At 69.7% G+C, this 22,847-nt stretch carries 20 protein-coding genes; 9 read left to right on the top strand and 11 right to left on the bottom strand.

Annotated elements, in window-relative coordinates; translation table 11 throughout:
* Positions 1–62 precede the first annotated feature (62 nt).
* Positions 63–1,037 carry a DedA family protein gene (locus tag AB0G04_RS13900; protein ID WP_360981817.1) on the top strand — a complete coding sequence of 325 codons (975 nt, stop codon included), beginning with the start codon at positions 63–65 and terminating at the stop codon, positions 1,035–1,037.
* A gap of 52 nt (positions 1,038–1,089) precedes the next feature.
* Here the strand turns inward: AB0G04_RS13900 and AB0G04_RS13905 are convergent, their stop codons facing one another.
* The 5 genes from AB0G04_RS13905 to AB0G04_RS13925 all read right to left on the bottom strand — a co-directional run bounded on the left by AB0G04_RS13905 (position 1,090) and on the right by AB0G04_RS13925 (position 4,902).
* Positions 1,090–1,764 carry a class II aldolase/adducin family protein gene (locus tag AB0G04_RS13905; protein ID WP_360981819.1) on the bottom strand — a complete coding sequence of 225 codons (675 nt, stop codon included), beginning with the start codon at positions 1,762–1,764 and terminating at the stop codon, positions 1,090–1,092.
* A gap of 103 nt (positions 1,765–1,867) precedes the next feature.
* Complete coding sequence (locus AB0G04_RS13910) at positions 1,868–2,245, bottom strand: metalloregulator ArsR/SmtB family transcription factor (RefSeq protein ID WP_092549981.1); 378 nt, start codon at positions 2,243–2,245, stop codon at positions 1,868–1,870.
* Positions 2,246–2,302: 57 nt separating this feature from the next.
* On the bottom strand, positions 2,303–2,671 hold the full coding sequence (locus AB0G04_RS13915) for a hypothetical protein (RefSeq protein ID WP_360981821.1): 369 nt from the start codon (positions 2,669–2,671) through the stop codon (positions 2,303–2,305).
* A gap of 371 nt (positions 2,672–3,042) precedes the next feature.
* Positions 3,043–3,759, bottom strand: a complete 717-nt coding sequence (locus AB0G04_RS13920; RefSeq protein WP_360981823.1) for a hypothetical protein — start codon at positions 3,757–3,759, stop codon at positions 3,043–3,045.
* A 99-nt stretch (positions 3,760–3,858) separates the two neighbouring features.
* Positions 3,859–4,902: a hypothetical protein gene (locus AB0G04_RS13925; RefSeq protein ID WP_360981825.1), complete on the bottom strand. Its 1,044-nt coding sequence runs from the start codon at positions 4,900–4,902 to the stop codon at positions 3,859–3,861.
* A 348-nt stretch (positions 4,903–5,250) separates the two neighbouring features.
* On the opposite strand from AB0G04_RS13925, the gene AB0G04_RS13930 reads away from it, so the two are divergent.
* The gene (locus tag AB0G04_RS13930; RefSeq protein ID WP_360981827.1) at positions 5,251–5,427 is read left to right on the top strand and encodes a hypothetical protein; all 177 of its coding nucleotides are present in this window, start codon (positions 5,251–5,253) and stop codon (positions 5,425–5,427) included.
* Positions 5,428–5,469: 42 nt separating this feature from the next.
* Here the strand turns inward: AB0G04_RS13930 and clpB are convergent, their stop codons facing one another.
* Entirely contained in the window at positions 5,470–8,046 is a 2,577-nt protein-coding gene (gene clpB / locus AB0G04_RS13935; protein WP_360981829.1) for an ATP-dependent chaperone ClpB, read from the bottom strand.
* A gap of 182 nt (positions 8,047–8,228) precedes the next feature.
* On the opposite strand from clpB, the gene AB0G04_RS13940 reads away from it, so the two are divergent.
* From AB0G04_RS13940 to AB0G04_RS13955, 4 genes are all read left to right on the top strand, one after another.
* Complete coding sequence (locus tag AB0G04_RS13940) at positions 8,229–9,446, top strand: sugar efflux transporter (protein ID WP_360981831.1); 1,218 nt, start codon at positions 8,229–8,231, stop codon at positions 9,444–9,446.
* Positions 9,447–9,456: 10 nt separating this feature from the next.
* On the top strand, positions 9,457–9,951 hold the full coding sequence (locus AB0G04_RS13945) for a cation:proton antiporter regulatory subunit (protein ID WP_360981833.1): 495 nt from the start codon (positions 9,457–9,459) through the stop codon (positions 9,949–9,951).
* A gap of 5 nt (positions 9,952–9,956) precedes the next feature.
* Positions 9,957–11,165: a cation:proton antiporter gene (locus AB0G04_RS13950; protein WP_360981835.1), complete on the top strand. Its 1,209-nt coding sequence runs from the start codon at positions 9,957–9,959 to the stop codon at positions 11,163–11,165.
* A 183-nt stretch (positions 11,166–11,348) separates the two neighbouring features.
* Positions 11,349–11,795: a hypothetical protein gene (locus AB0G04_RS13955; RefSeq protein WP_360981837.1), complete on the top strand. Its 447-nt coding sequence runs from the start codon at positions 11,349–11,351 to the stop codon at positions 11,793–11,795.
* Between the two features lie 68 nt (positions 11,796–11,863).
* Here the strand turns inward: AB0G04_RS13955 and AB0G04_RS13960 are convergent, their stop codons facing one another.
* The 4 genes from AB0G04_RS13960 to dnaK all read right to left on the bottom strand — a co-directional run bounded on the left by AB0G04_RS13960 (position 11,864) and on the right by dnaK (position 16,054).
* Entirely contained in the window at positions 11,864–12,307 is a 444-nt protein-coding gene (locus AB0G04_RS13960) for a MerR family transcriptional regulator (protein ID WP_360981839.1), read from the bottom strand.
* A 21-nt stretch (positions 12,308–12,328) separates the two neighbouring features.
* Complete coding sequence (gene dnaJ / locus AB0G04_RS13965; protein WP_360981841.1) at positions 12,329–13,528, bottom strand: molecular chaperone DnaJ; 1,200 nt, start codon at positions 13,526–13,528, stop codon at positions 12,329–12,331.
* A gap of 70 nt (positions 13,529–13,598) precedes the next feature.
* The gene (gene grpE, locus AB0G04_RS13970; protein ID WP_360981843.1) at positions 13,599–14,213 is read right to left on the bottom strand and encodes a nucleotide exchange factor GrpE; all 615 of its coding nucleotides are present in this window, start codon (positions 14,211–14,213) and stop codon (positions 13,599–13,601) included.
* A complete protein-coding gene (gene dnaK / locus AB0G04_RS13975; protein WP_360981845.1) occupies positions 14,210–16,054 on the bottom strand; it encodes a molecular chaperone DnaK in 1,845 nt (614 codons plus the stop codon). The genes grpE and dnaK overlap by 4 nt, the downstream gene beginning before the upstream one ends.
* Positions 16,055–16,447: 393 nt before the next feature.
* Between dnaK and AB0G04_RS13980 the strand changes: the two genes are divergently transcribed.
* The 3 genes from AB0G04_RS13980 to AB0G04_RS13990 are packed head-to-tail and all read left to right on the top strand — an operon-like array spanning position 16,448 to position 21,042.
* On the top strand, positions 16,448–18,145 hold the full coding sequence (locus tag AB0G04_RS13980; RefSeq protein WP_360982283.1) for a GTPase domain-containing protein: 1,698 nt from the start codon (positions 16,448–16,450) through the stop codon (positions 18,143–18,145).
* Complete coding sequence (locus tag AB0G04_RS13985) at positions 18,142–19,806, top strand: GTPase (protein WP_360981847.1); 1,665 nt, start codon at positions 18,142–18,144, stop codon at positions 19,804–19,806. Before AB0G04_RS13980 ends, AB0G04_RS13985 begins: the two co-directional genes overlap by 4 nt.
* Before the next feature lie 33 nt (positions 19,807–19,839).
* On the top strand, positions 19,840–21,042 hold the full coding sequence (locus AB0G04_RS13990) for a hypothetical protein (protein WP_360981849.1): 1,203 nt from the start codon (positions 19,840–19,842) through the stop codon (positions 21,040–21,042).
* Positions 21,043–21,139: 97 nt separating this feature from the next.
* Here the strand turns inward: AB0G04_RS13990 and AB0G04_RS13995 are convergent, their stop codons facing one another.
* Complete coding sequence (locus AB0G04_RS13995; RefSeq protein ID WP_360981851.1) at positions 21,140–22,660, bottom strand: hypothetical protein; 1,521 nt, start codon at positions 22,658–22,660, stop codon at positions 21,140–21,142.
* Between the last annotated feature and the right edge of the window lie 187 nt (positions 22,661–22,847).

The raw sequence follows: 22,847 nt of genomic DNA on the forward strand, positions 1-22,847 counted from the left end.
TCCCGGAGTGCACAGGATTCATACAGGTTCCGGCCTTGAGTGGGCCGGTACCCTGGCTCCTCGTGGACATCCATGCGCTCACCGAGCAGCTAGCCCTGAACCCGATGGACCCGAAGGATCTGCTCCAGGCCTTCGGGCTCCCGGGTGTCTTGGCCATCCTCTTCGCGGAGACCGGCCTTCTGGTCGGCTTCTTCTTCCCGGGTGACTCCCTGCTGTTCCTGGCGGGCGTGGCGGCCTCCGAGGTCGCCAACTCGATCTTCGGCATCAAGCTGTCGATCGTCGGCCTGCTGATCGGTGCGCCGATCTGTGCCATCATCGGCGCCCAGTTCGGTCACTGGCTGGGCGCCAAGTACGGGCGCCGGATGTTCGACAAACCCAACTCCAAGCTCTTCAAGGCGGAGTACGTCGAGAAGGCGGAGTACTACTTCGAGAAGTTCGGCCCGGCCAAGGCCGTCGTGCTGGCCCGGTTCATCCCGATCGTGCGGACGTTCCTCAACCCGGTCGCCGGCACCCTGGGCATGCCGGCCAAGCAGTTCTTCCTGTGGAACGTGGTCGGCGCGATCCTCTGGACCGACGGCATCATCCTGATCGGTTACCTGCTGGCCGAGCAGATCTACGCCGCCATCGGCGAGAAGATCGACCGGTACATCCTGCCGGTCGTGGTGCTGATCGTCCTGGTCTCGGTGCTGCCGATCTTCATCGAGATCCTCCGGGAGCGGAAGGCCAAGAAGCAGGGCCTGCACAAGGCGGAGCCGGCGACCGCGATCGGCGTGGTCGCCGCCGCCAGTGTGGCGGGCATCGCCGACGCCGTCCGCGAGGAGTACCACGAGCACTTCGACCACAACCAGCAGCACGGCGACCACAACCAGCAGCACGGAGTGCCGCAGCAGCCGGCCTACCCGCAGCAGGGCTACCAGCCCACCCCGCAGGCTTACCCGCCGCAGCAGCCGGTCTACCCGCCCCAGCAGCAGCACTACCCGCCGCAGCAGTACGGATCGCCGCAGCCCCACAACGACCAGCAGTGGCCGCGCAGCTGAGCTGGGGAACACGAAAGGCCGGCCCGTCGGGCCGGCCTTTTTCGTGGCTTGCTCACACCGTGACGGCGGCGTTCCCGGAGAGCCGGTCCAGGAACTCCTCCGGACACTCCCGGAGGTTCTCCAGACGTCCGGCCGCCAGAGCCCGGTACGTCAGCGACGCGGCCTCCTCCAGGTTGCGGGCCCGCTTGTGTGCGAGCTCGACGGAGTCGCCCATCACCACGCACCCGTGCTGGCTGAGCACCAGGCAGTCGGTGCCGTCGGCGGCCATCGCGGCGGTCAGTGCGGCCAGCTCGGTGCTGCCCGGCAGCCGGAACGGCACGGTCGACACCCGCCGCAGGTAATACGCGTGATCGGTGGTCACGATCCGGATGTGTTCACCGAGCGCGTCGAGCAGCAGGGCCGTCTGCGGATGGAGATGCACCACCGCGTTGACGTCCGGCCTGGCCCGATAGAGAGCGAGATGCAGAGCCAGCTCACTGGTCGGCTCGATCCGCGGCAGCGGGACGGTACCGACGGCGGCAGGACCCCCGTCGGACACCCGCACCGCGGTGAAGTCCTTGCGGCTGAGCCGTTCCAGCCAGGTGCCGCTCGCGGTGATCCAGATGGCGTCCTCGTCGGGAATGCGGGCGGACAGATTGCCGCCCGATCCACACACGAGGCCCGCCTGCACCACGTCGTAACCCACATGCGCGAGCTGGTCGCGCAGGTCACCGGGTACGTAGTTCACCCGTTCCTCCTCAGGTCCGCCGGCCCGTCCGTGGGCCGGGGTCCTCGGCCTGGCGTCACGCCCCCATAGTCAGTGACGCCAGGCGTTGCCGCGTGCTTCGGATTCAGCGGGCCTTCTTAGTGGCTCGCTTCCGCGGCGGGGTCAGCAGGTCCGCAATCGTCGCGATCGCGGACGGCACGAGCCGGTAGTAGGCCCACACTCCCCGCTTCTCCCGCTCCAGCAGACCCGCCTCGGTCAGAATCCGAAGATGGTGACTCACAGTGGGCTGCGAGAGGCCCAGGGGAGCCGTCAGGTCGCAGACACAAGCCTCTCCGTCCGTAGCGGACTGAATAAGGCTCAACAGCCGTAGCCGAGCCGGGTCGGCGAGCGCCTTGAGCACTCCCGCCAGGCGCTCAGCGTCAGCGCGTTCAATAGGCTCACCGGCAAGCGGCGAGATCTGAGGCATGGTCATTTCCGCCAACGCAGTTCCCACGATCTCCATCCTTCCACCAACTGCATCGATTCTCCTGCATGCGAGCAGGGACGAACCGGCTAACTTTCAGGCCGTAAGGCCGACATCGATCGCCGGGTCGGTCGACCGGACACCCTCGCCCGGCTCCACCTTTCGTGCGATGACGGCTTCAGTCTCTGCCTCCTGCAACGCCTCAGCCGCCATCTGGTCGCTACCCATCCGTGTCGAGGTCTCGATCCCCGCCGTCGGAGTGAGGCGGACCACATTGTCAATTCGTCGATTTGTTCGCCACACAGATCCTCGACGATGACTCGGCACGGAACGCGTCGAGACCATCACGCCACACTGCGCGATCATCGGTTCGTCACCACCCCCACGACCCGATGAAAGCACGACGCCACGCTGCGCGACGGACAATTCAGTGATGAATTTACCCAGGTCGTGCCGTGCTCTCATGACATCGAGCGTACTGGCTGTACGAAAACCGGAATCTTTCGCCCCGGCAGGGCGGAACGGAACTATTGACGCGGGACTTTGAGGGCTTCTGTAAACAAGGTTTACCGATCCCACATCTGATCGCGACCCTTCCCCCGACCATAGATGCTGCTCAAAGCACCTAACCCCTGCACGGTACCCGGGTCACCCCCAGGATCACCTGGTCGTGGGACTGTGAAGAGCCTGTGAAGGCACCAAATCACCTTTGTCCGTCCGGGCGAAAACCCCCACCGTCCGGCCGATCTAGATCTATCCGGACAGCCGATCGGGTGACAGCGACAGAAACGGACCGTACCCGTTCGTGTGACCCACAGTCGTCGATACGGAACCGCTCACTCGTTCGGTCGCGACCAGTACTCGTCTTCCGGGTTGGGTGTGGACTTCGTCGAAGAGGGTAGATCCGAGAACTGATCGTGTTCGGACCCGCCGGTAACAAAAGGTTTCGTTTGTGGGCCAGCCCACTCGGGTGACGTGGAATTGACCGTCGGCGCATAAGCCGCGGCGCCACCGAAGAACGTCCGTGGCGCTACCAGCACCAGCACCGCCACCACGAGGTAGGCGATCACCTGTGCGGCCGCCACGGCGACGTTCAGGACGATCCATCCGTTCGGGTAAGCCTCGTTCAATGCCTCGCTCAGCGTCCCGGGAGCCGCCTCACCGGCCCGCTGCACGGCCAGGACGGCCAGAGTCCCCAGACCGGTGAGCAGTCCGAGCCCGCACACCCCGAGAGTGATGCCCCGGCCGAGGCGACTGCCCCGGCGCAGCGCGATGCCGAGCACCACGAACAGGGCCACCACCAGCAGTCCCAGGACGAGGGACAGGGCGGCGATCAACCAGAGCACGGTGACGAAGTTGTCCACGGCCGCCGAACCGGGCGCCGCGTCCCGGAACCGGCCGACCACTCCGGGTGTGACGGCGACCATGCCGATCGCGTAGGTCAGACCGGCCGCCGCCATGGCCCAGAGCAGGGCGACCGCCAGGTTGACGGCGACAGGCCGGCGCACGGCCGGCGGTGCGGCGACGGGCTGCGGCTGGATGGCGTACGACATCGATGCTCCCGCGGGTTCGGCTGGCAAGAACTTATCGCGTACCGGGCCGGTAAGTGGGCGGACCGGCTCACCCCGAGGGGCGGGCCGGTCCGAAACAGATCAGGCCGGGCCGGAGGAGGACCGTGGCGGCGGGTCGCCGCCCTGGTCACCTGCCGACGGCGGCTCGGCGGGAGACGGGGCTGCGGGAGGCGGGGCTGCGGCAGGCGGGGCTGCGGCAGGCGGGGCTGCGGGAGGCGCAGACACGGGAGGCGTCGCCGGAGGGGCCGACGCCGGAGCAGCCGGGGAGGGCGGAGACGCCTGCGGGGCGGCCCACGGGTCGGACGGTGCCTCCGGCGACGACTGCGACGGCTGCGGCGCCCACGGGTCCGGCTGAGCCGGCGCGGCCGGCGGGTACGTCGGCAGACCCGGAGCAGGTTCACCCGGCTGGCCGTACTGCTGCGGCGAGCCGAGGTGGCTGGGCGGCGGCGGGTAGGCCGGCTGGCCGTATGCGCCCGGCTGCTGCGGATACCCCGGCAGCGGCGGGTAGGCGGGCTGCCCCGGGTACGGCTGGAACGGCATCGCCGGATTCCACGCGGCCGGCCGGCGGAACCACGCGTTCGACGGCGGCAGCGCGAGCAGCACGATCGCGCCGAGCAGGCCCAGCACGGTGAGCACGGTGCTCGCCGTCATGAGCACGTTGAACCAGCCCGGGATCAACTCGTTGACGCGCTCCTCGATCCGGGCGTCCTCAATGCCCTCCCCGGTACCGCTGAACGCGAGTCCGCCCGCCGTGAGACTCAGGCTGAGTGAGTTGCAGCAGAGCCCGAGGCCGCCGAACACCCAGGTCAGGATGCGTGACGCGTTCTTGCCCCGGTTGTTGAGCAGCGCCAGCGTGGTCATGCCGATCGCGATCAGCACATAGATGACGGCCATGACCACGTAGGTGATCCGGGCGATCGATCCGATATCGGCGACAGCCTCCGAGCTCTCCAGCTCGATGGCATCCCGGTACGCCTCGGCGAGGGTGCCGGAGATCGAGATCACCAGGATGGCGCTCAGGACCTGCATGGCGGCGACGATGAAGATGAGGACTGATGAAATGGTCACCGTCGCCGGACGACTCGGTGCCGCCGGATTCGGGACCGGATAAGCCGGTACGGTCACGGTGCCCTCCTATAGATCAATTCACGGTATCTGCCGGAGGCCAGATCCCGCGACCGAGCCGCACTGTTCGCGACGATGTGGCAACATCAGCCAGTGATGTCCCCAGATGACCACAAACCGTCGCTCGTTCGGGGGGCGGCAGTCCTGGACACGGCCCCCTAAACTTCGATGACGTGGCGTCCTCCTGGAAGCAACAGGCTCCAGCGGCACGCCGTGCCCGCACGAGTCGCCCGCCCCGCGCACAAAGATCCGGGGCCGAGGCAGACCGGCTGACGGCGCCCTTCCGATCATGCCGGCCGCGTGACCACACCGCGGCGGCCCCAGACCTGACAAGGACCGGTGAGTCCCATGCCCCACGCCGACACCCTGGACATCGTTCACCATGACGACACCCGGACCCGTTTCAAGGACGTCCGATATCAACACCACCGCAACGGCATCCGGATCTGGTCCGCCGATGGCGAGCACGCCATCACGGACGTACTGATGACACAGGCCTACCGGCAACGGGAGGCGGACAAGTAGCCGAAAGGGCCCCGGGGAGACCCGGGGCCCTTTCGTATTCACTCAGCGGATGGCGAGGCCGTCCTTGGTCTCGCTGAGGTCGATCTCGACCGTGTCGCCGTCCCGGATCCGGCCGGCGAGCAGCGCCTTGGCCAGCAGGTCACCGATGGACGACTGGATCAGCCGGCGCAGCGGCCGGGCCCCGTAGATCGGGTCGTATCCGTGCTGACCCAGCCAGTCGGCTGCCGCCCTGCTCACCTCGAGGATGAGGCGCCGCTCGGCGAGCCGGGCCCGGAGCCGGGCCAGCTGGATGTCGACGATCGCGACCAGGTTCTCCTTGGTGAGGGCGTGGAAGACCACGATGTCGTCGAGCCGGTTCAGGAACTCCGGCTTGAAGTGCGCCCGGACCGCGGCCAGCACCTCGTCGTGGCGCTCCTCGTCACTCATCGTGAAATCGGAGTTGGCCGAGCCCAGGTTCGACGTGAGCACCAGGATCGCGTTGCGGAAGTCGACCGTCCGGCCCTGCCCGTCGGTCAGCCTGCCGTCGTCGAGCACCTGCAGCAGCAGGTCGAAGACGTCGGGGTGGGCCTTCTCGACCTCGTCGAGCAGCACCACGCTGTACGGCCGGCGCCGCACCGCCTCGGTGAGCTGGCCACCCTCCTCGTAACCGACGTAGCCGGGCGGCGCCCCGACGAGCCGTGCCACCGAGTGCTTCTCGCCGTACTCGCTCATGTCGATGCGGACCATCGCCCGCTCGTCGTCGAAGAGGAAGCCGGCCAGCGCCTTGGCCAGCTCGGTCTTGCCGACGCCGGTGGGGCCGAGGAAGAGGAAGCTGCCGGTCGGGCGGTCCGGGTCGGCGATGCCGGCCCGCGCGCGGCGAACCGCACCGGCCACCGCCTCGATCGCCTCACGCTGGCCGACCACCTTGCCGGCCAGTGTCTCCTCCATGCGCAGCAGCTTGGCGGTCTCGCCCTCCATCATCCGGCCGGCCGGGATGCCGGTCCACGACGAGACGACCTCGGCGATGTCGTCGGCGCCGACCTCCTCCTTGACCATCGGCGGTTCCGCGTCCTCCTCGGAGGCGACCGCCGCATCGAGCTCCTTCTCCAGCGCCGGGATGACCTCGTAGAGCAGGCGGGAGGCTTCGAGCAGGTCGCCGTCGCGCTGGGCGCGTTCCTGGGCCGCCCGCGCCTCGTCGAGCTGCTTCTTCAGCTCACCGACCCGGTTGAGGCCGCCCCGCTCGCGGTCCCAGCGCGCGGTGAGGGCGGTCAGCTCCTCCTCGCGGTCGGCGAGGTCGCGGTCCAGCTTCTCCAGCCGGGCGACCGAGGCCGGATCGGTCTCCTTCTCCAGCGCCAGTTTCTCCACCCGCATGCGGTCGACCTGCCGCTGGAGCTGGTCCAGCTCGACCGGCTGGGAGTCGATCTCCATGCGCAGCCGGGAGGCGGCCTCGTCGATCAGGTCGATCGCCTTGTCCGGCAGGAAACGGTCGCTGATGTAGCGGTCGGAGAGGCTGGCGGCCGCGACCAGTGCCGCGTCGGTGATCTGCACCCGGTGGTGCGCCTCGTAACGTCCCTTGAGGCCGCGCAGGATGCCGATGGTGTCCTCGACGGTCGGCTCACCGACGACGACCGGCTGGAACCGGCGTTCCAGGGCCGGGTCCTTCTCGATGTGCTCGCGATACTCGTCGAGAGTGGTGGCGCCGACCATCCGCAGTTCACCACGGGCCAGCATCGGCTTGAGCATGTTGCCGGCGTCCATCGAGCCTTCGCCCTTGCCGGCACCGACGACCGTGTGCAGCTCGTCGAGGAAGGTCACGACCTGGCCGTTGGAGTTGCGGATCTCCTCGAGCACGCTCTTCAGGCGTTCCTCGAACTGGCCGCGGTACTGCGCGCCGGCCACCATGGCGCCGAGGTCGAGGGAGACGAGCTTCTTGTCGCGCAGCGTCTCGGGCACGTCGCCGGCCACGATCCGCTGGGCCAGGCCCTCCACGATCGCGGTCTTGCCCACGCCCGGCTCGCCGATCAGGACCGGGTTGTTCTTGGTCCGCCGGGACAGCACCTGCACGACCCGGCGGATCTCGGCGTCCCGTCCGATCACCGGGTCGATCTTGCCTTCCCGAGCCAGAGCGGTCAGGTCGACGCTGTACTTCTCCAGCGACTTGTAGGTCTGCTCCGGATCGGGTGTGGTGACGCGCCGGTCTCCGCCACGCACCTGCGGGAAGGCCGCGGTCAGCGCCTCCTCGGTGGCACCGGCGGTCTTGAGCAGCTCGGACACCGAGCCGCCGACCCGGGCCAGGCCGGCCAGCAGGTGTTCGGTCGACACATATTCGTCGCCGAGCGGTGTGGCGATCAGCTCGGCGGACCCGACCGCGTTGGCGAATTCGCGGGAGAGACCCGGCTCGACGGTGCTCGCCCCACGGGCTGACGGCAGCTGCTCGATGGCCCGGACCGCGGCCCGGCGGATGTCGGCCGGATTTGCCCCGACGGCTCGCAGCAGCGCGGTGGCGGTGGAACCGCCGGTGTCCAGCAGCGCCTGCAACAGGTGCCACGGCTCGACCGTGGCGTGCCCGCGGCGGCCCGCATCGGCGGCGGCGGCGGTGATCACTTCGCGGCTCTTGGTGGTCCAGCGTTCGGCGTTCATGAGCTCCCCTGATCGGATCCCCACGAGTTCATGCAGACTCACGAGTTCATGCAGACTCGAGCTTCTTGCAGACTTGAGCGTAGCTCGCTCAACTTTAGCGCGCCGCCGCCGGGTGTGCGGAACGGTGACGGTCACCACCACGCCGGGCGGCTATCAGGAAAGAACCCGTAACGTCAGGAGTCGTGTCGCTGTACCGCCGGTTGCTCCCCCTAGGCCTGGTCTTTCTGACCGTCGGCATCGCCACCGCGGTGGTCGGGCCGTTCCTCGGACTGTTCCTGAGCACGGCTGTCGACGCCGGTCCGGTGCAGGTCACCTTCTTCCTCGTGACCGCCTCACTGTCCGGCGTGGCGGTGTCCTGGGCCATCGGCCGCATCTCGGACCGGCGGCCGATGCGGCGCACCCTGTTGATCATCGGGGCCCTCGCCGGCTGCGCCGCCAGCGGCGCCACCGCCTTCGTCCGGGACTACTGGGTGCTGCTCGCGCTCACCGCGACGGCCATGGCGATCGCCGGATCACTCTTCCCACAATCCTTCGCGTACGCCCGGCAGGTGCTCCAGAACGACGATCCCCAGCGGACCGCCATGGGCATCAGCACGCTGCGAACCGTGTTCTCGATCGCCTGGGTCGGCGGCCCCACGCTTGCCGCCTTCCTCCTGCAGGCCGGCGACTTCCAGTACGTCTACGGCACCGCGGCCGTCATGTACCTGATCGCGGCCCTGGGCGTGATCCGCTGGCTGCCCGAGGTGGAGGCTCCGGCCGCGGCCCGGGACAGCGAGGAGACGTCCGCCCGGCCACCGTGGGTGGTCTATCCGATCCTGGCCGGTTTCATCACGATGCAGACCTCCATGGTCCTCAGCGTGCAGGCCATGCCGCTGTTCGTCAGCTCCGAACTGAACGGCGAGGTCAGCGACGTCGGCCTGATCCTGGGCCTGTGCGCCGCGCTGGAGATCCCGCTGATGCTCGGTTTCGGCTGGCTGTCCATGCGGGTCCCGTTGCGCCGGATCATCCTGGTCGGTGCCGCCTGCGGCGTCCTCTACCAGGCTCTCGTCTATTCGGCGTCGTCGGTGTGGATGCTGGCGGTCGCCCAGATCCCCAACGCCGTCCTGATCGCGGCCGCTGCCGGCCTGGGCATCTCCTACTTCCAGGACCTGATGCCGCGCCATCCCGGCCGGGCCAGCACGATGTTCGCCAACACCTTCCCGATCGGGCAGGTCCTGTCGGCGCCGCTCTTCGGCCTGGCTCAGGAGTTCGGTTTCCGCCTGGCGTACGGATTGAATCTGGGCCTCACCGCACTCGGACTGGTCCTGCTGCTGGTGTTCCGGCCGCCTGCCACTCGCAGCCCGGCACCGGGCCCGGACCTTCGTCCTGTTGAGGACATGCCGCAGCGCACTGACGGCTAACGTAGAGATCGTGCGCGTACGGGTGGAACAGACTCTGCTGCCGGGAATCGGCGTCCGCCATGACCTGGTGACCTCCTCGGGCCGGACGGTCGGGGTGGTGTCGCATCGCAACGGGCGGCGCGACCTGGTCCTCTACGACGTGGACGATCCCGACTCGAGCCTGGCCTCGATACCGCTCACCGACGACGAGGCGGAGGCGCTGGCCGACGTGCTCGGCGCCTCGCTCATGCTGGGCCAGCTCGCCGGCCTCCGGCAGCAGGCGGCCGGTCTGCTGACCGAGCAGATCGCACTGCCCGCCGGTTCCCCGTTCGTGGGCCGGCGGCTCGGTGACACCCAGGCGCGCAGTCGTACCACCGCCTCCATCGTGGCCGTGCTCCGCGACCGGGAGGTGATCGCCTCGCCCGGCCCGGAGTTCCGGTTCGACGCGAACGACGTGGTGGTGGCAGTCGGGACCCGGCACGGTCTGGACGGCGTGACCGCCATCCTGGCCGGCGACGACGGCTGAGCGCCGTGGAGCACCCGACCATCCTGCTCATCGAGATCGGGGCGCTGCTGTTCGGGCTGGGGATGCTCGGCCGCCTGGGCCGCCGATTCGGGCTGTCTCCGATCCCGCTCTACCTGCTGGCCGGTCTGGCGTTCGGCCAGGGTGGCCTGGTGTCGCTGCGGGCCAGCGAGGAGTTCACCGCGATCGGCGCCCAGATCGGCGTGATCCTGCTACTGGTGATGCTCGGCCTGGAGTACTCGGCCGACGAGCTGGTCGGCAACATGCGCTCGGCGGCTCCAGCCGGTCTGATCGACATGCTCCTGAACGCCCTTCCGGGGGCGGCGTTCGCGTTGCTGCTCGGCTGGGACTGGAAGGCCGCACTGGTGCTGGCCGGCATCACCTGGGTGTCGTCCTCCGGCGTGATCGCCAAGGTGCTCGGGGACCTGGGCCGGGTCGGCAACCGGGAGACCCCGGTGATCCTCTCCGTCCTGGTCATCGAGGACCTGGCGATGGCGTTCTACCTGCCGGTCGTCACCGCGGTGCTGGCCGGGCTCAGCCTGAGCAGCGGGCTCAGCACACTGGGCGTCGCGGTGGTCACGGTGGTCGCGGTCCTGGTGGTGGCGATCCGGTACGGCGGTGAGATCAGCGGCTTCATGTCGGTGAAGGATCCGGAGGCCCTGCTGCTCAGCGTGCTCGGGCTGACGCTGTTCATCGCCGGGGTGGCAGGCGAGCTGAAGGTGTCCGAGGCGGTCGGCGCGTTCCTGGTGGGCATCGCCATCTCCGGTCCGGTGGCGCACCACGCGACCCAGATGCTCACACCGCTGCGCGACCTGTTCGCCGCGGTCTTCTTCGTCTTCTTCGGGCTCTCCACCGATCCGTCCGACATCCCGCCGGTGCTGCTGCCGGCTCTCGGCCTGGCCGTGCTGACCATGCTGACCAAGGTGGTGACCGGCTATCTGGCTGCTCGCCGGGCCGGCATCGCGCTGCCCGGCCGGATCCGGACCGGCCTGGCGTTGATGCCGCGCGGTGAGTTCTCCGTCGTCATCGCCGGCCTCGCGGTGGCTTACGGGGTGGACCCGCGGCTGGCTCCGCTCGCCACGGCGTACGTGTTGATCACGGTGGTGACCGGTCCGCTGCTTGCGCGACTGCCTGACTACGCCTGGTTCAAGGAGCTGGTACGGAAGCGGATGGCAGCTCAGCGAGCGGCCCAAAAGCCACTGCCATCCACGGAGTGACCTGGGTCTCCATTGAGAACGCTCAAAGTTACTGTCCAGTATCTGAATGTGAAGCCTTGACACTTCCGCAGAAGGACGCTGCACGCTACCGTTGCGCGGCGACGACTCTGAGTATTGGGACGTTCGACACTATGGCCAGCGGGTGACGTTTGCCGTACTGCGAACGGTGAGTGAGGCGGCGGCGTGAGCGTGCGTGAAGCTACATTCCTGGGTTTCGGGAACCCTGTCGATCCTCGGCCTGACGAGATGCAGGCATGGGCGTACAACCCCGAGTCGGTTCCCCTTCACACGATGCCGAAGGACTGGGATCTGCTGATCTCCGGCGACGTGCTCGGACCGACCCTGTTCGAACTGGCCATGGACCGGCAGTGCCCGGCCCGCCGGTTCGCGCAGCACTGCATGTACATCTACGCCGCGGACGGTCTGCGGCAGAACGCGAGCGGGCAGCGCAAGCGCCGGCTCAAGAAGTACGTCGAACGCGCGGAAGAGGTCGGCGACGAGCCGATGCAGATCTGGGCGCACAACTGCCGGGTCCTGATGACCCGGCCGGAGCTCTTCGACCACCACGACTGGATGGAGGGCGGCCTGGTGCGCTACCCGCGCCGGCTGGGCCTGTTCAATCGGCGCTGAGTAACATAGAGTACTCGCGCGATCACTACTTGTCGTAACGGCGGCCCCTCACGAGGGGCCGCCGTTCGCTATCTGTCCGGCGATCGGCGCGGACGCCACACCACCAGGGCCGTCGAGTGGTTCTCCTGACGGACCAGATCACGGCCCGAATACGGGCGGCTCATCGCTTCCCTCTGGGCCATCCGGGCGTACGCCGACTCGAGCTCCTGCTCCAGCTCGGCCACCCGGTGCTGAAGATCGTTGACCAGCTGCTCCAGGCCGATGATGCGCTTGATACCGGCCAGGTTGACACCGTCCTCCTGGCTGAGCCGTTGCACCTCGCGAAGCAGGGCGACATCGCGTTCGCTGTACCGCCGGCCACCTCCGCCGGCCCGGCCGGGCTGCACCAGACCGAGCCGGTCGTACTGCCGGAGGGTCTGTGGGTGCATCCCGGCCAGACGGGCCGCCACCGAGATGATCAAAACCTTCGCGTCGGAGGCCTGTTCCATCGAGATGCTGATCTCTTCATACATGTGCCACCTCCCGGGAGGGTCCTAACCTGCCCGGCGCAACCGGGCGTCGATGCGTTCCCGCGCGGGCGGCGGGGTCAGTTTCGCGAACTTCTCCAGCAGGTCCCGGGCCTCGCCGGTCACCCCGCCCGGGATCTGCACGTCCACCGTGACGATCAGATCACCCGCCTGGCCCTCCTTGCGGACCACACCCTTGCCGCGGGCCCGCAGTTTCCGGCCGCTCGGGGTACCCGGAGGCACCCGCAGCGTGACCGGGCCGTCCAGGGTGGGCACCTTGAGATCGGTGCCGAGCACGGCCTCAGCGATCGTGATCGGCACGGTCAGCGTCAGGTCGTCACCGCTGCGCCCGAACAGGTCGTCGGGCCGGACCTTGACCTGCACGTACAGGTCTCCGGCCGGTCCGTTGCGGTCACCCGGCTCGCCCCGGCCGCTGAGCCGGATCCGCTGGCCGTCGGCCACACCCGCCGGGAACCGGACGTTGATCGTGCGGGTCTTGGTGACCCCGCCGGTGCCCCGGCACTCCGGGCACTTCTCGTCCACGACGCTGCCCGAGCCCTGACAGTCGCGGCACGGCTCGGAGAAGCTGAACGAACCCTGGTTGCTGGAGATCAGGCCGGTGCCGTGACACTTCGCACACGACCGCGGAGTCGTGCCGGGTTTGGCCCCACTGCCCCGGCAGGTATCGCAGGCGCCCGGCGTCCGCAGGGTCAGCGGCAGTGTCGTACCGCGGACGGCCTGCGCGAAGTCGAGGGTCACCTCGGTCTCCACGTCGCGCCCGCGCTGCGGTCCGCGCCGTGCGGTTCCGGCCGGCCCACCGGGCGTCTGCCCGCCGGAGAAGATCGAGCTGAAGATGTCCGAGAAGCCGGTGCCGCCGAACCGGCGGTCCGCGCCCGCACCCCCGGCGCCGGAGAAGCCGCCGAACAGGTCCGACGGGTCGAACTGGGTTCCCGCGCCGCCGCCACGCGCCCCGCGCCGGAACGCGCCCGACCCGAACAGGGAGCGCATCTCGTCGTACTCTTTGCGCTTCTTGTCGTCGGCGAGCACGTCGTACGCCTCGGAGGCGGCCTTGAACTTCTCCTCCGCCTGCTTGTTACCGGGGTTGCGGTCGGGGTGAAGGTCCCGGGCGAGCTTCCGGTACGCCTTCTTGATCTCGTCGGGGGAGGCGGACCGGGTCACGCCGAGCACGGCGTAGAAGTCCTTCTCGAGCCAGTCCTTCGAGCTCAATCAGTCCACCTCCTCGACTTGTCTGCGACGCCCCGCCCGCCGGGACCGGCGGGCGGGGCACAGTGTGATCTCACTCCGGATCGGCGACCGCGACCATTGCCGGGCGGAGCAGACGCTCGCCCAGTGTGTAGCCACGGCGCATCACCTCGACGCAGGTCGGCTCGTCGACGTCGGCGGACGTCTGGTGCGCAACCGCCTCGTGGCGGTTGGGGTCGAAGGGGTCGCCCTTCTCCCCGAAGGCCGCCAGACCGAGCTTGCCGGTCACCACGGTGAGCTGCTCGGCCACCGAGGCGAACGGGCCGACCAGGTCACCGTGCTCCCGGGCCCGGTCGATGTCGTCCAGGATCGGCAGCAGGTCGGTGAGGACCTTGCCGGTGGTCTGCTCGGCGGCGGCGCCCCGGTCGCGGTCGACCCGCTTGCGGTAGTTGGCGTACTCCGCCGACACGCGCTGGAGGTCGTGGGTACGCTCCTCGAGCTCGTTTCGCAGCGCCTCCAGCTCGGCACCGAGGCCGGGCTTGGCGTCCTCGGCCACGGGGGCCTCGTCCTCCTCGGGTGCGCGGTGTGCGCCGGCCCTCTTCCGCGCCTGCTCCTCGGCGGGAGTCTCCTCGGCCGTCGAATCGCTCTCGCCCTGGATGACTTCCCGCTCGGCCTCGAGGCCGTCGTTGTCGTCGTCCTTGGCACTCACTTCTTGTCGTCCTCCACGATCTCGGCGTCGACCACGTCGTCACCGCCGGCCGCCGGGCCACCGGTCGCGCCGCCGGGAGCGTCGCCCGCAGCCGCCTGCGGGGCCTCACCCTGCGAGTACAGCGCCGAGCCGGCCTCCTGGGAGACCTGCGACAGCCGCTCGTGAGCCGACTTGATCTTTTCGATGTCGGTGCCGCCCAGCGCGCCACGCAGCTCGCCGAGCGCCTCGCCGATCTTGTTCTTGCTGTCCTCGGGGAGCTTGTCGCCGCTCTCCGCCAGGAACTTCTCGGTCTGCCACTGCAGCTGCTCGGCCAGGTTGCGGGTCTCCGCGTCCTCGCGGCGCTTCTTGTCGTCGTCCGCGTGCTCCTGAGCGTCGCGCATCATGCGCTCGATGTCTTCCTTCGGCAGCGCCGAGCCGCCGGTGATCGTCATCTTCTGCTCCTTGCCCGTGCCCAGGTCCTTGGCGGACACGTGCACGATGCCGTTCGCGTCGATGTCGAAGGAGACCTCGATCTGCGGGACGCCGCGGGGCGCCGGGGCGATGCCGCTGAGCTCGAAGGTGCCGAGCTTCTTGTTGCTCGCCGCCATCTCGCGCTCACCCTGGTAGACCTGGATCAGCACGGAGGGCTGGTTGTCGTCGGCCGTGGTGTAGACCTCGGAGCGGTGCGCCGGGATGGTGGTGTTGCGCTCCACCAGCTTGTGCATGATGCCGCCCTTGGTCTCGATGCCCAGCGAGAGCGGGGTGACATCGAGCAGCAGGACGTCCTTGACCTCACCCTTGAGCACACCGGCCTGCAGGGCGGCGCCGACCGCGACGACCTCGTCCGGGTTGACGCCCTTGTTCGGCTCGCGGCCGATCAGGCTCTGCACCAGCTCGGTCACGGCGGGCATCCGGGTCGAGCCGCCGACCAGGATGACGTGGTCGATGTCGGAGAGCTTGACGCCGGCGTCGTTGATCGCGGCCTCGAACGGGCCCTTGCAACGGTCCAGCAGGTCCTGCGTCATCCGCTGGAACTCGGCGCGGCTCAGCGACGTGTCCAGGTGCAGCGGGCCGTTCGCCCCCGCGGTGATGTAGGGCAGGTTGATGCTGGTCGTGGTCGCGGCGGACAGTTCGATCTTGGCCTTCTCGGCCGCCTCGCGCAGACGCTGCAGGGCCATCTTGTCCTGGGACAGGTCGATGCCGTGCTCGCCACGGAAGGTCTTGACCAGGTGGTCGATGATCCGCTGGTCCCAGTCGTCGCCGCCCAGGTGGTTGTCACCGGAGGTCGACTTCACCTCGATGACGCCGTCGCCGAGCTCGAGCAGCGAGACGTCGAAGGTGCCGCCGCCGAGGTCGAAGACCAGGACCGTCTGCTCCTTGGAGCCCTTGTCGAGCCCGTACGCCAGGGCCGCGGCGGTGGGCTCGTTGACGATGCGCAGGACGTTCAGACCAGCGACCTCACCGGCCTCCTTGGTCGCGGTGCGCTGCGCGTCGTTGAAGTACGCCGGGACGGTGATGACCGCGTCGGTGATCTGCTCGCCCAGGTACGCCTCGGCGTCCCGCTTGAGCTTCATCAGCACCCGCGCGGAGATCTCCTGCGGGTTGTACTGCTTTCCGTCGATGTCCATCGACCAGCTGGTGCCGATCTCCCGCTTGACCGAGCGAATGGTCCGGTCGGGGTTCGTCACCGCCTGACGCTTGGCGACCTCGCCGACGAGCACCTCACCGTTACGGGCGAAGGCGACGATCGACGGCGTCGTCCGGGAGCCCTCCGCGTTGGCGATGACGGTGGGCTCGCCTCCTTCCAGAACGCTGACGCAGGAGTTCGTGGTGCCGAGGTCGATGCCGACCGCACGTGCCATGGTGTTCCTCGCTTTTCACAGCTGGGGTTCGCGTACGAAGGTTGAGTGGAACAGACTCAATGATGCCACGGCCTCGCACACCGTCAAATCGAAGTTGAGCCACCCGGGCGCAAGTCGATGCTCAGAAGGTGCACCGACACATACCTGTCAGGTCACGGCATACCGGCACCCGTTGTCCTGGATGCATAGATCGTGCACGCTTTACGCGTGACGACGCACGGAGACGCGGTCGGTCCGTCGGCCCTATCCGCCGTCCCCGCCCCATCGGATGAGAAGAACCAGGTCAGCGTGGCTGCAGGCAGCCCAATAGAGCGTACGGGGGCGAGCCCCATCCGTCCGGAAAACCACGGAAACCGCCCGGAACCGGTCGAAGCGCCGCCCGTTGTCGGACGTCTGGCGACGGCCCTGAGCCGGCTGCGCTCGGCGCTCGGCGCGGTCTCGTACCCGCTGGCCCTCCCATCCGCGGACGAGGCCCGGCGAGTCGGTTCGGCATTGATCGCCCAGCTCGAGGACTATCTGCTCCCCCGCCTGGCCCGTCTGGACGCACCACTGCTGGTGGTCGTCGGCGGGTCCACCGGAGCAGGCAAGTCGACCCTGGTCAACAGCCTGGTGCAAGCCCCGGTGAGTACGGCCGGCGTACTCCGGCCGACCACCCGGTCACCAGTACTCGTAACCCATCCCGACGACGTGCAGTGGTTCGGCCGGGGCGGACTGCTGCCCGGCCTCACCCGCACCGGCGAGCCGAGCAACGCGGCGGACGCCCTTCAGGTGGTCGCCACGCCGACGATCGGACCGGGCCTGGCCCTGCTGGACGCACCGGACGTCGACTCGGTGGTCGACCAGAACCGCAAACTCGCCGCCCAGCTCCTGGCCGCGGCCGACCTGTGGCTCTTCGTCACCACCGCGGCGCGGTACGCCGACGCCGTCCCCTGGGAGCTGTTGACCACCGCCAAACTGCGCGGCACGGTGATCGCCCTGGTCCTGGACCGGGTGCCGATCGACGCCGCGGCCGAGATCGCCGCCCACCTGGGCGAGATGCTGACCGCCAACGACCTGGGCAACGCGCCGTTGTTCGTGCTCCCGGAGACCGAACTGGAACAGCGCGGCCTGCTGCCGGACTCGGCGATCGGACCGATGCGCATCTGGTTCGCCCAGCTGGCCGGGGACGCGGGCGCTCGCAGCACGGTGGTCCGGCAGACCCTCGACGGCGCGCTCGGCGCCCTGGGCCCGGCACTCGACGGACTCGCCGAGGCCGCTGACGAACAGATCCGCACCGCGCAGGGACTGGACGAACGGGTCGAGGCCGCCTACCGCACCGCGCGGACCACCGTCGAGGAGGGTCTGCGCGACGGCCGGCTGCTCCGCGGCGAGGTGCTGGCCCGCTGGCAGGAGTACGTGGGCACCGGCGACCTGGTCCGCAACCTCGAGTCCCGGGTGGGCTACCTGCGCGACCGGTTCCTGGCCGCTCTCAGCGGGCGCACCACACCGGGCCAGAACCTGCGCGTGGCACTGGAGTCCCAGCTGGTCACCCTGTTGCGCGGAGTCGCGGCGGACGCGGCCGAACAGGCGTACGCCGCATGGCAGGCACACCCGGCCGGCGCCGCCCTGCTGGAGCCGGAGCTGCAGCACGCCTCCGCCGACCTGCCGCAGCGCGCCGACCGTCTGGTCCGCGACTGGCAGCAGTGGGTTCTCGAGCTGGTCCGCTCCGAGGCCTCGGACAAACGGGCGATCGCGCGCGGCGCGGCGTACGCGGTGAACGGAGCCGGACTCGCTGTAATGATCGCGGTCTTCACCGCGACCGCCTTCATCCCGACCGGCCTGGAAGTCGCCGCGGGCGCCGGCAGCGCGGTAGCCGCGCAGAAGGTCCTCGAAGCCGTCTTCGGCGACCAGGCCATCCGCACCCTCGCCACCCGGGCTCGCACCGAACTGCTGGACCGGGTCGACAAACTGCTCGCCGCCGAGGCCGCCCGGTTCACCGAGCGGACCTCGCCGGTACGCCTCGAGACGTCGCATGGCACGCTTCTTCGCCAGGCCGCCGCTGAGGTGGAGAACGCCAGGAAGGAACTCGCTTTGACCGGGTCCGGGTCATGAACTTGGTACAGAAGCCACGCAACGACTCTGTCGACGCGGACTCGCTGACCCGCCGGTTGGAGGCGCTGGCCCGATTCCTGCGGGTGGTCGACCCCTATCTGCCCGACGGTGAACTCGTGGCAGCGCACACGCTCGTCGAGCGCGCCAGCGGCCGGCTCACGCTCTCGCTCGATCACACCGTGGTCGCGCTCGCCGGCAGCACCGGCAGTGGCAAGTCGAGCCTGTTCAACGCGCTGGCCCGGTTCAAGCTCTCCCCCGTCGGGGTACGGCGGCCGACCACCGGCACGGCCCACGCCGTCGTCTGGGGCCCGCTGGAACCGGCGAACCGGCTGCTCGACTGGGTCGGCGTGCTGCCCCGGCAGCGGTTCGTCCGGGAGAGCGCGCTCGACGGCGACGACGAGGCCTCGCTGCGCGGGCTGGTCCTGCTCGACCTGCCCGACTTCGACTCGATCGAACGCGCCCACCAGCTCGAGGTGGACCGGCTGCTCGGCCTGGTCGACCAGATCGTCTGGGTGGTCGACCCGCAGAAATACGGCGACCGGGTGCTGCACCGGGCGTACCTCTCGCAGTTCGCCTCGCACGCCGGGGTCACCATCGTGGTCCTCAACCAGGCCGACCGGCTCAGCCCCGACGACACCGAGGTGGTTCTCGCCGACCTGAACCGGCTCCTGGCCGAGGACGGGCTCACCGGCGCCCCGGTGATCGCCACCTCGGCCAAGCAGCCGGGGATGCTCAGCGAGCTGCGCGGCGCCCTGGAGAACACAGTCGCGAACCGGCAGGCCGCGCTGCGCCGGCTGGCGGCCGACCTGGACACGATCGGTGAGGAGCTCGGCACCATGATCGGGCCGCCGGCGGCCGAGGACGAGGTCGACCGGTCCACCGTGCGGCAGCTGTGCGACGCGCTCGCCGACTCGGCCGGTGTGCCGGCGGTGGCCGACTCCACCGCGGGCTCCTACCGGCACCGGGCCGCGGCGGCGACCGGCTGGCCGCTCGTCCGGGGACTGCGGAGACTGCGGCCCGACCCGTTGCGCCGGCTTCACCTCGACGAGCCGGTCAAGACCGACTCGGTGTCGACGGACGTCGTACCCCGTACCTCGGTGCCGGAGGCCGACGCCGCGCAGAAGTCGGCGGTCGGCCTGTCGGTGCGCGCGGTCGCGGCCCGCGCGGCGGCACCCCTGCCCGACGTGTGGTCCCCGGCGCTGAACAGCGCCGCCCGGTCCAAGGCGGGCGATCTTCCGGACGCACTCGACCGGGCCGTCGCACAGACCGATCTTGGCCTGGAGAAGCCGCCGGTCTGGTGGCGGGTGGTCGGCATCCTGCAATGGGTGCTCCTGGCGACCGCGGCGACCGGTCTCGCCTGGCTGATCGTGGGGTACGCGCTGACCGCCCTCGGCCTGCCCGAACTGGACAACCCCAAGGTCGGCGCCGTCCCGCTGCCGACCCTGCTGCTGCTGTCCGGACTGGCCGGCGGCCTGCTGCTCTGGCTGATCCTCAAGCCGGTCATCGAGGCCGGCGCACGACGGGCGCGACGACGGGCCGAGCAGCGGTTGCGGGCGTCGGTGACCGAGGTCGGGCGTGCGCATGTGGTGGCCCCGGTGCGCGAGGTCCTCAACGCGTACGCCCAGGCGAGGGAAGCGCTCAGCGTGGTCCGTTCGGAGTAGGTCCGGTGGGTGCCGCGGGCGTAGGCTCGCGGCATGTCAGCGCCCCGAACGGTGTACGACGCCGTGCTGCACGCAGCCCGTGACGTCACGAAACTCGGCTGCGCGCTCGACGCCGAGATGCTCGGCACCGCGCTGCTCGGCAGCGTCTACGCGGTGGCCCTCGACGACCGGGCCGAGGCGGTCCGCGACTTCGTGGGCCGGTTCCTGATCGCGACGACCGATCCGGAGGAACCGGCGACCACGACCATCCGCGAGGTGTTCGCCACGCTTGTTCCGGACGCGGACGGGGCGGCCCTGGTGGGTCACGCCCCGGAGGCCCCGGAGTGGGCCGCACAGCTCGGGCGGGTCCGGCCGACCGGCTGCTGGGCGTACGGCGACGTGTACGGCGATCAGACCTCCTACCTGGTCACCTTCGCCTACGAGGACGGCACCGGCGGCGGGCCCGACCACGCCGTGGTGGCCCTCGTCGACCACAACATCGGCATCACCAAGGACGTCTTCGTGTCCACGTCGGCCGGCACCCTTCTCGACCAGGTACGTGAGATCTGCGCCGCCGACGAGCTGACCTGGTTCCGCAGCGAGGACCCGGGCCGGCTGCGCGACGAGGTGGGCCGGCACCTGCGAGTCACCGACGAGCTCGGCGATCTGCCGGCGGACGGCTCGCTGTCCACCGACCGGGCACTGGCCGCCGCCCGGATCTCGCTGCTTCCGGCGGTGACCACCCCTCCGCTCGCCGAACCGGCCGGACCGGACAGCACCGAACTGGTCCGGGATTTCCTGTCCGCACCGGAGGCGGCCAAGTTCGAGCTGCCCACCGGCCCCGCCACCACGCCGGACGGCGCTTCCCTGGACTTCTGTCTCGGCCTGGTCCTCGACCACGCGATGAGCCTGCCGGGCGGCGATCCGCTGCGCTGGAGTCCGGCCGTCGCCGGGCTGTTCCTGCTGGACTGGGTGCACCGGCGCGCCGTTCTCGACCTGGACGACGCGGCCATGATGCCGCGGGTGGTCCGCGCCTGGTCCGCCTATGCGACCAGACGGCGTCGCCTGCCCGACGCGGCAGCCCGCGAGATCGAGACCGCGATGGAGGAGCTGATCCCGGAGTTCGCCCGGCTCTACACGACCGGCGAGCGGCGCAGCCCGGCCACGGCGGCGGTGGCGCAGCTCATCGCCGAGGGCGTCGACCCCAGCGACTCGGCAGCCATCGACGCCTGGCTCGAGGCCAACCGCGACGAGTAACCCCAGCCGTCAAACCCAGCTGTCGCGCAGCGTGGTCTCGGCGCAGCTGAGACAGCGGTAACGCCCAGCCTCACTCCAACCCCGCCAGGCGGTGGGGTCAGCGGCGGTTGATGTACGGGGCGTCCGGGTTGGCTTCGGCGTGGTGGCGGCCGACCCGGGAGCTGCGGTCGTAGGAGGCGCCACGCTCGTCGGGGTAGTTCGTGTGTTCGGCCCGGTGCTGACCGCGGTACGGCCGGTTGGCGAGCCGGTTCTCCTCGGAGTTGGAGTCGGCCAGCAGGCGGGGGACGACGTTGAGGTCGCCGCCGCCGTAGCTCTGCTCCAGGATCCGGGACGGGCGGATGTTGTACGGGCGATCGGCCACTGCTGACCTCCGACTCGGCCGGAGCCGGTCCGATGACCGGCTTTCGTGGACTGCGGAACGGGAGGATCCTTGGTCACGCCGGGGCGGGTCGCCGGCCGGGCGTGAGCCGCTGTTGGTGCGGTCGGTGTGGCGCCGGCCGGACCGCTCGGGCGGTGCGGTGGCGTTCTGGCAGGCTTTCTTCCGTCGACGGGGCTGCGCCGGCGGTTCGTCCGGATTGCTGGAACGGGCGCGGCCGTTGCGCCCATCTGGGTCGCGCATACCCCTGTCCGGACGGCCGGAACCGCCCGGGTCGGATTCACGACGATCGGAATCGGGCTCGCCCGGAACCTCCGGCAGGCCGGGCACCGTCGGGAAGTCGTCGGGCAGCACCGGCTCCGGAATCCGGTCCTCGTCGGGCACGGTCGGCAGATCCGGCACGACCGGAATCCGGGACGGCGCACCACGGTGGGGACCGGAGTCCCTGGGCGGCTCGCCACCATGCGAGTCGCGGCCCCTGGGCGGCTCACCACCATGCGAATGACGGCCCTTGGGCGCCTCACCACCATGCGGATCGCGGCCCTTGGGCGGCTCACCACCATGCGGGTGGCGACCCTTGGACGGCTCGCCGCGGTGCGGATCGCGGTCTCTTGGCGGTTCGCCACGATGCGGAGTGGTGTCGCGCGGCGGCTTGGGAAGTGGCACGGCGGGTTTGCCCGGCGGTGCCGGACGAGAGGTGGCGTGGGTCCGGGACGGCGTGGCACGAGTCGTGGAGCCGGTCCGCGGCTCGTCACGCGGGCCCTTCCCTGGCCTGACGCCGTCATTGGTGCCCGTGGACGTGCCGGACCGTGGCGGGCTCTCCGGACCTGCGGGTACGGCCGGGCTCTCCGGACCCGGGGGTACGGCCGGGCCGGCCGGCGTGGGTTGGCGGGTGCTCTGGCCGTACCCGCGCGGTGGTGTTCTGAAGTCGGTCGGCGAAGCCGCCGAGGACGGTGCCGGAGCAGGCACCGGATCGATGGGCGGCAGCACCGGCCCGCTGGCGGGTGGCGGCAGGAACGGCACGTCCATGGCCCCCGGGCGGTCGTCGCCGGTGATTTCGCTGGATCCGGTGGTGAGGACCGCGAGGGTGGGCACCGACGCGAGGCCGACGAGCATGGCGACGGTGAGCACGTAGCGCCGGGTGGGACCGGAGAAGCCCAGATCCTCGCGGTACACCCCGTTGAGGCGCTTGCGCAGCACCTTGGGGGGCGGCGCATAGTCGTCGTCGGGCAGGTGCGGCACGCGTGGATCCCCCAAACCAAAAGATCAACTTGGATCCGTTCCGGTCATTGGGGATGAACGAGGCATGGCGCTTTCGGCAGCGGCGCGCTTGGGCTATTCGTCCAGAGTGCGAGGACAAAAGTGTCTAAATCAGACAAATACCCTTAACGATATACAGCAGAAATCTGGATTCGTGATCTACGCAGGC

Source organism: Actinoplanes sp. NPDC023801, assembly GCF_040639655.1.
Classification (GTDB): Bacteria; Actinomycetota; Actinomycetes; order Mycobacteriales; family Micromonosporaceae; genus Actinoplanes.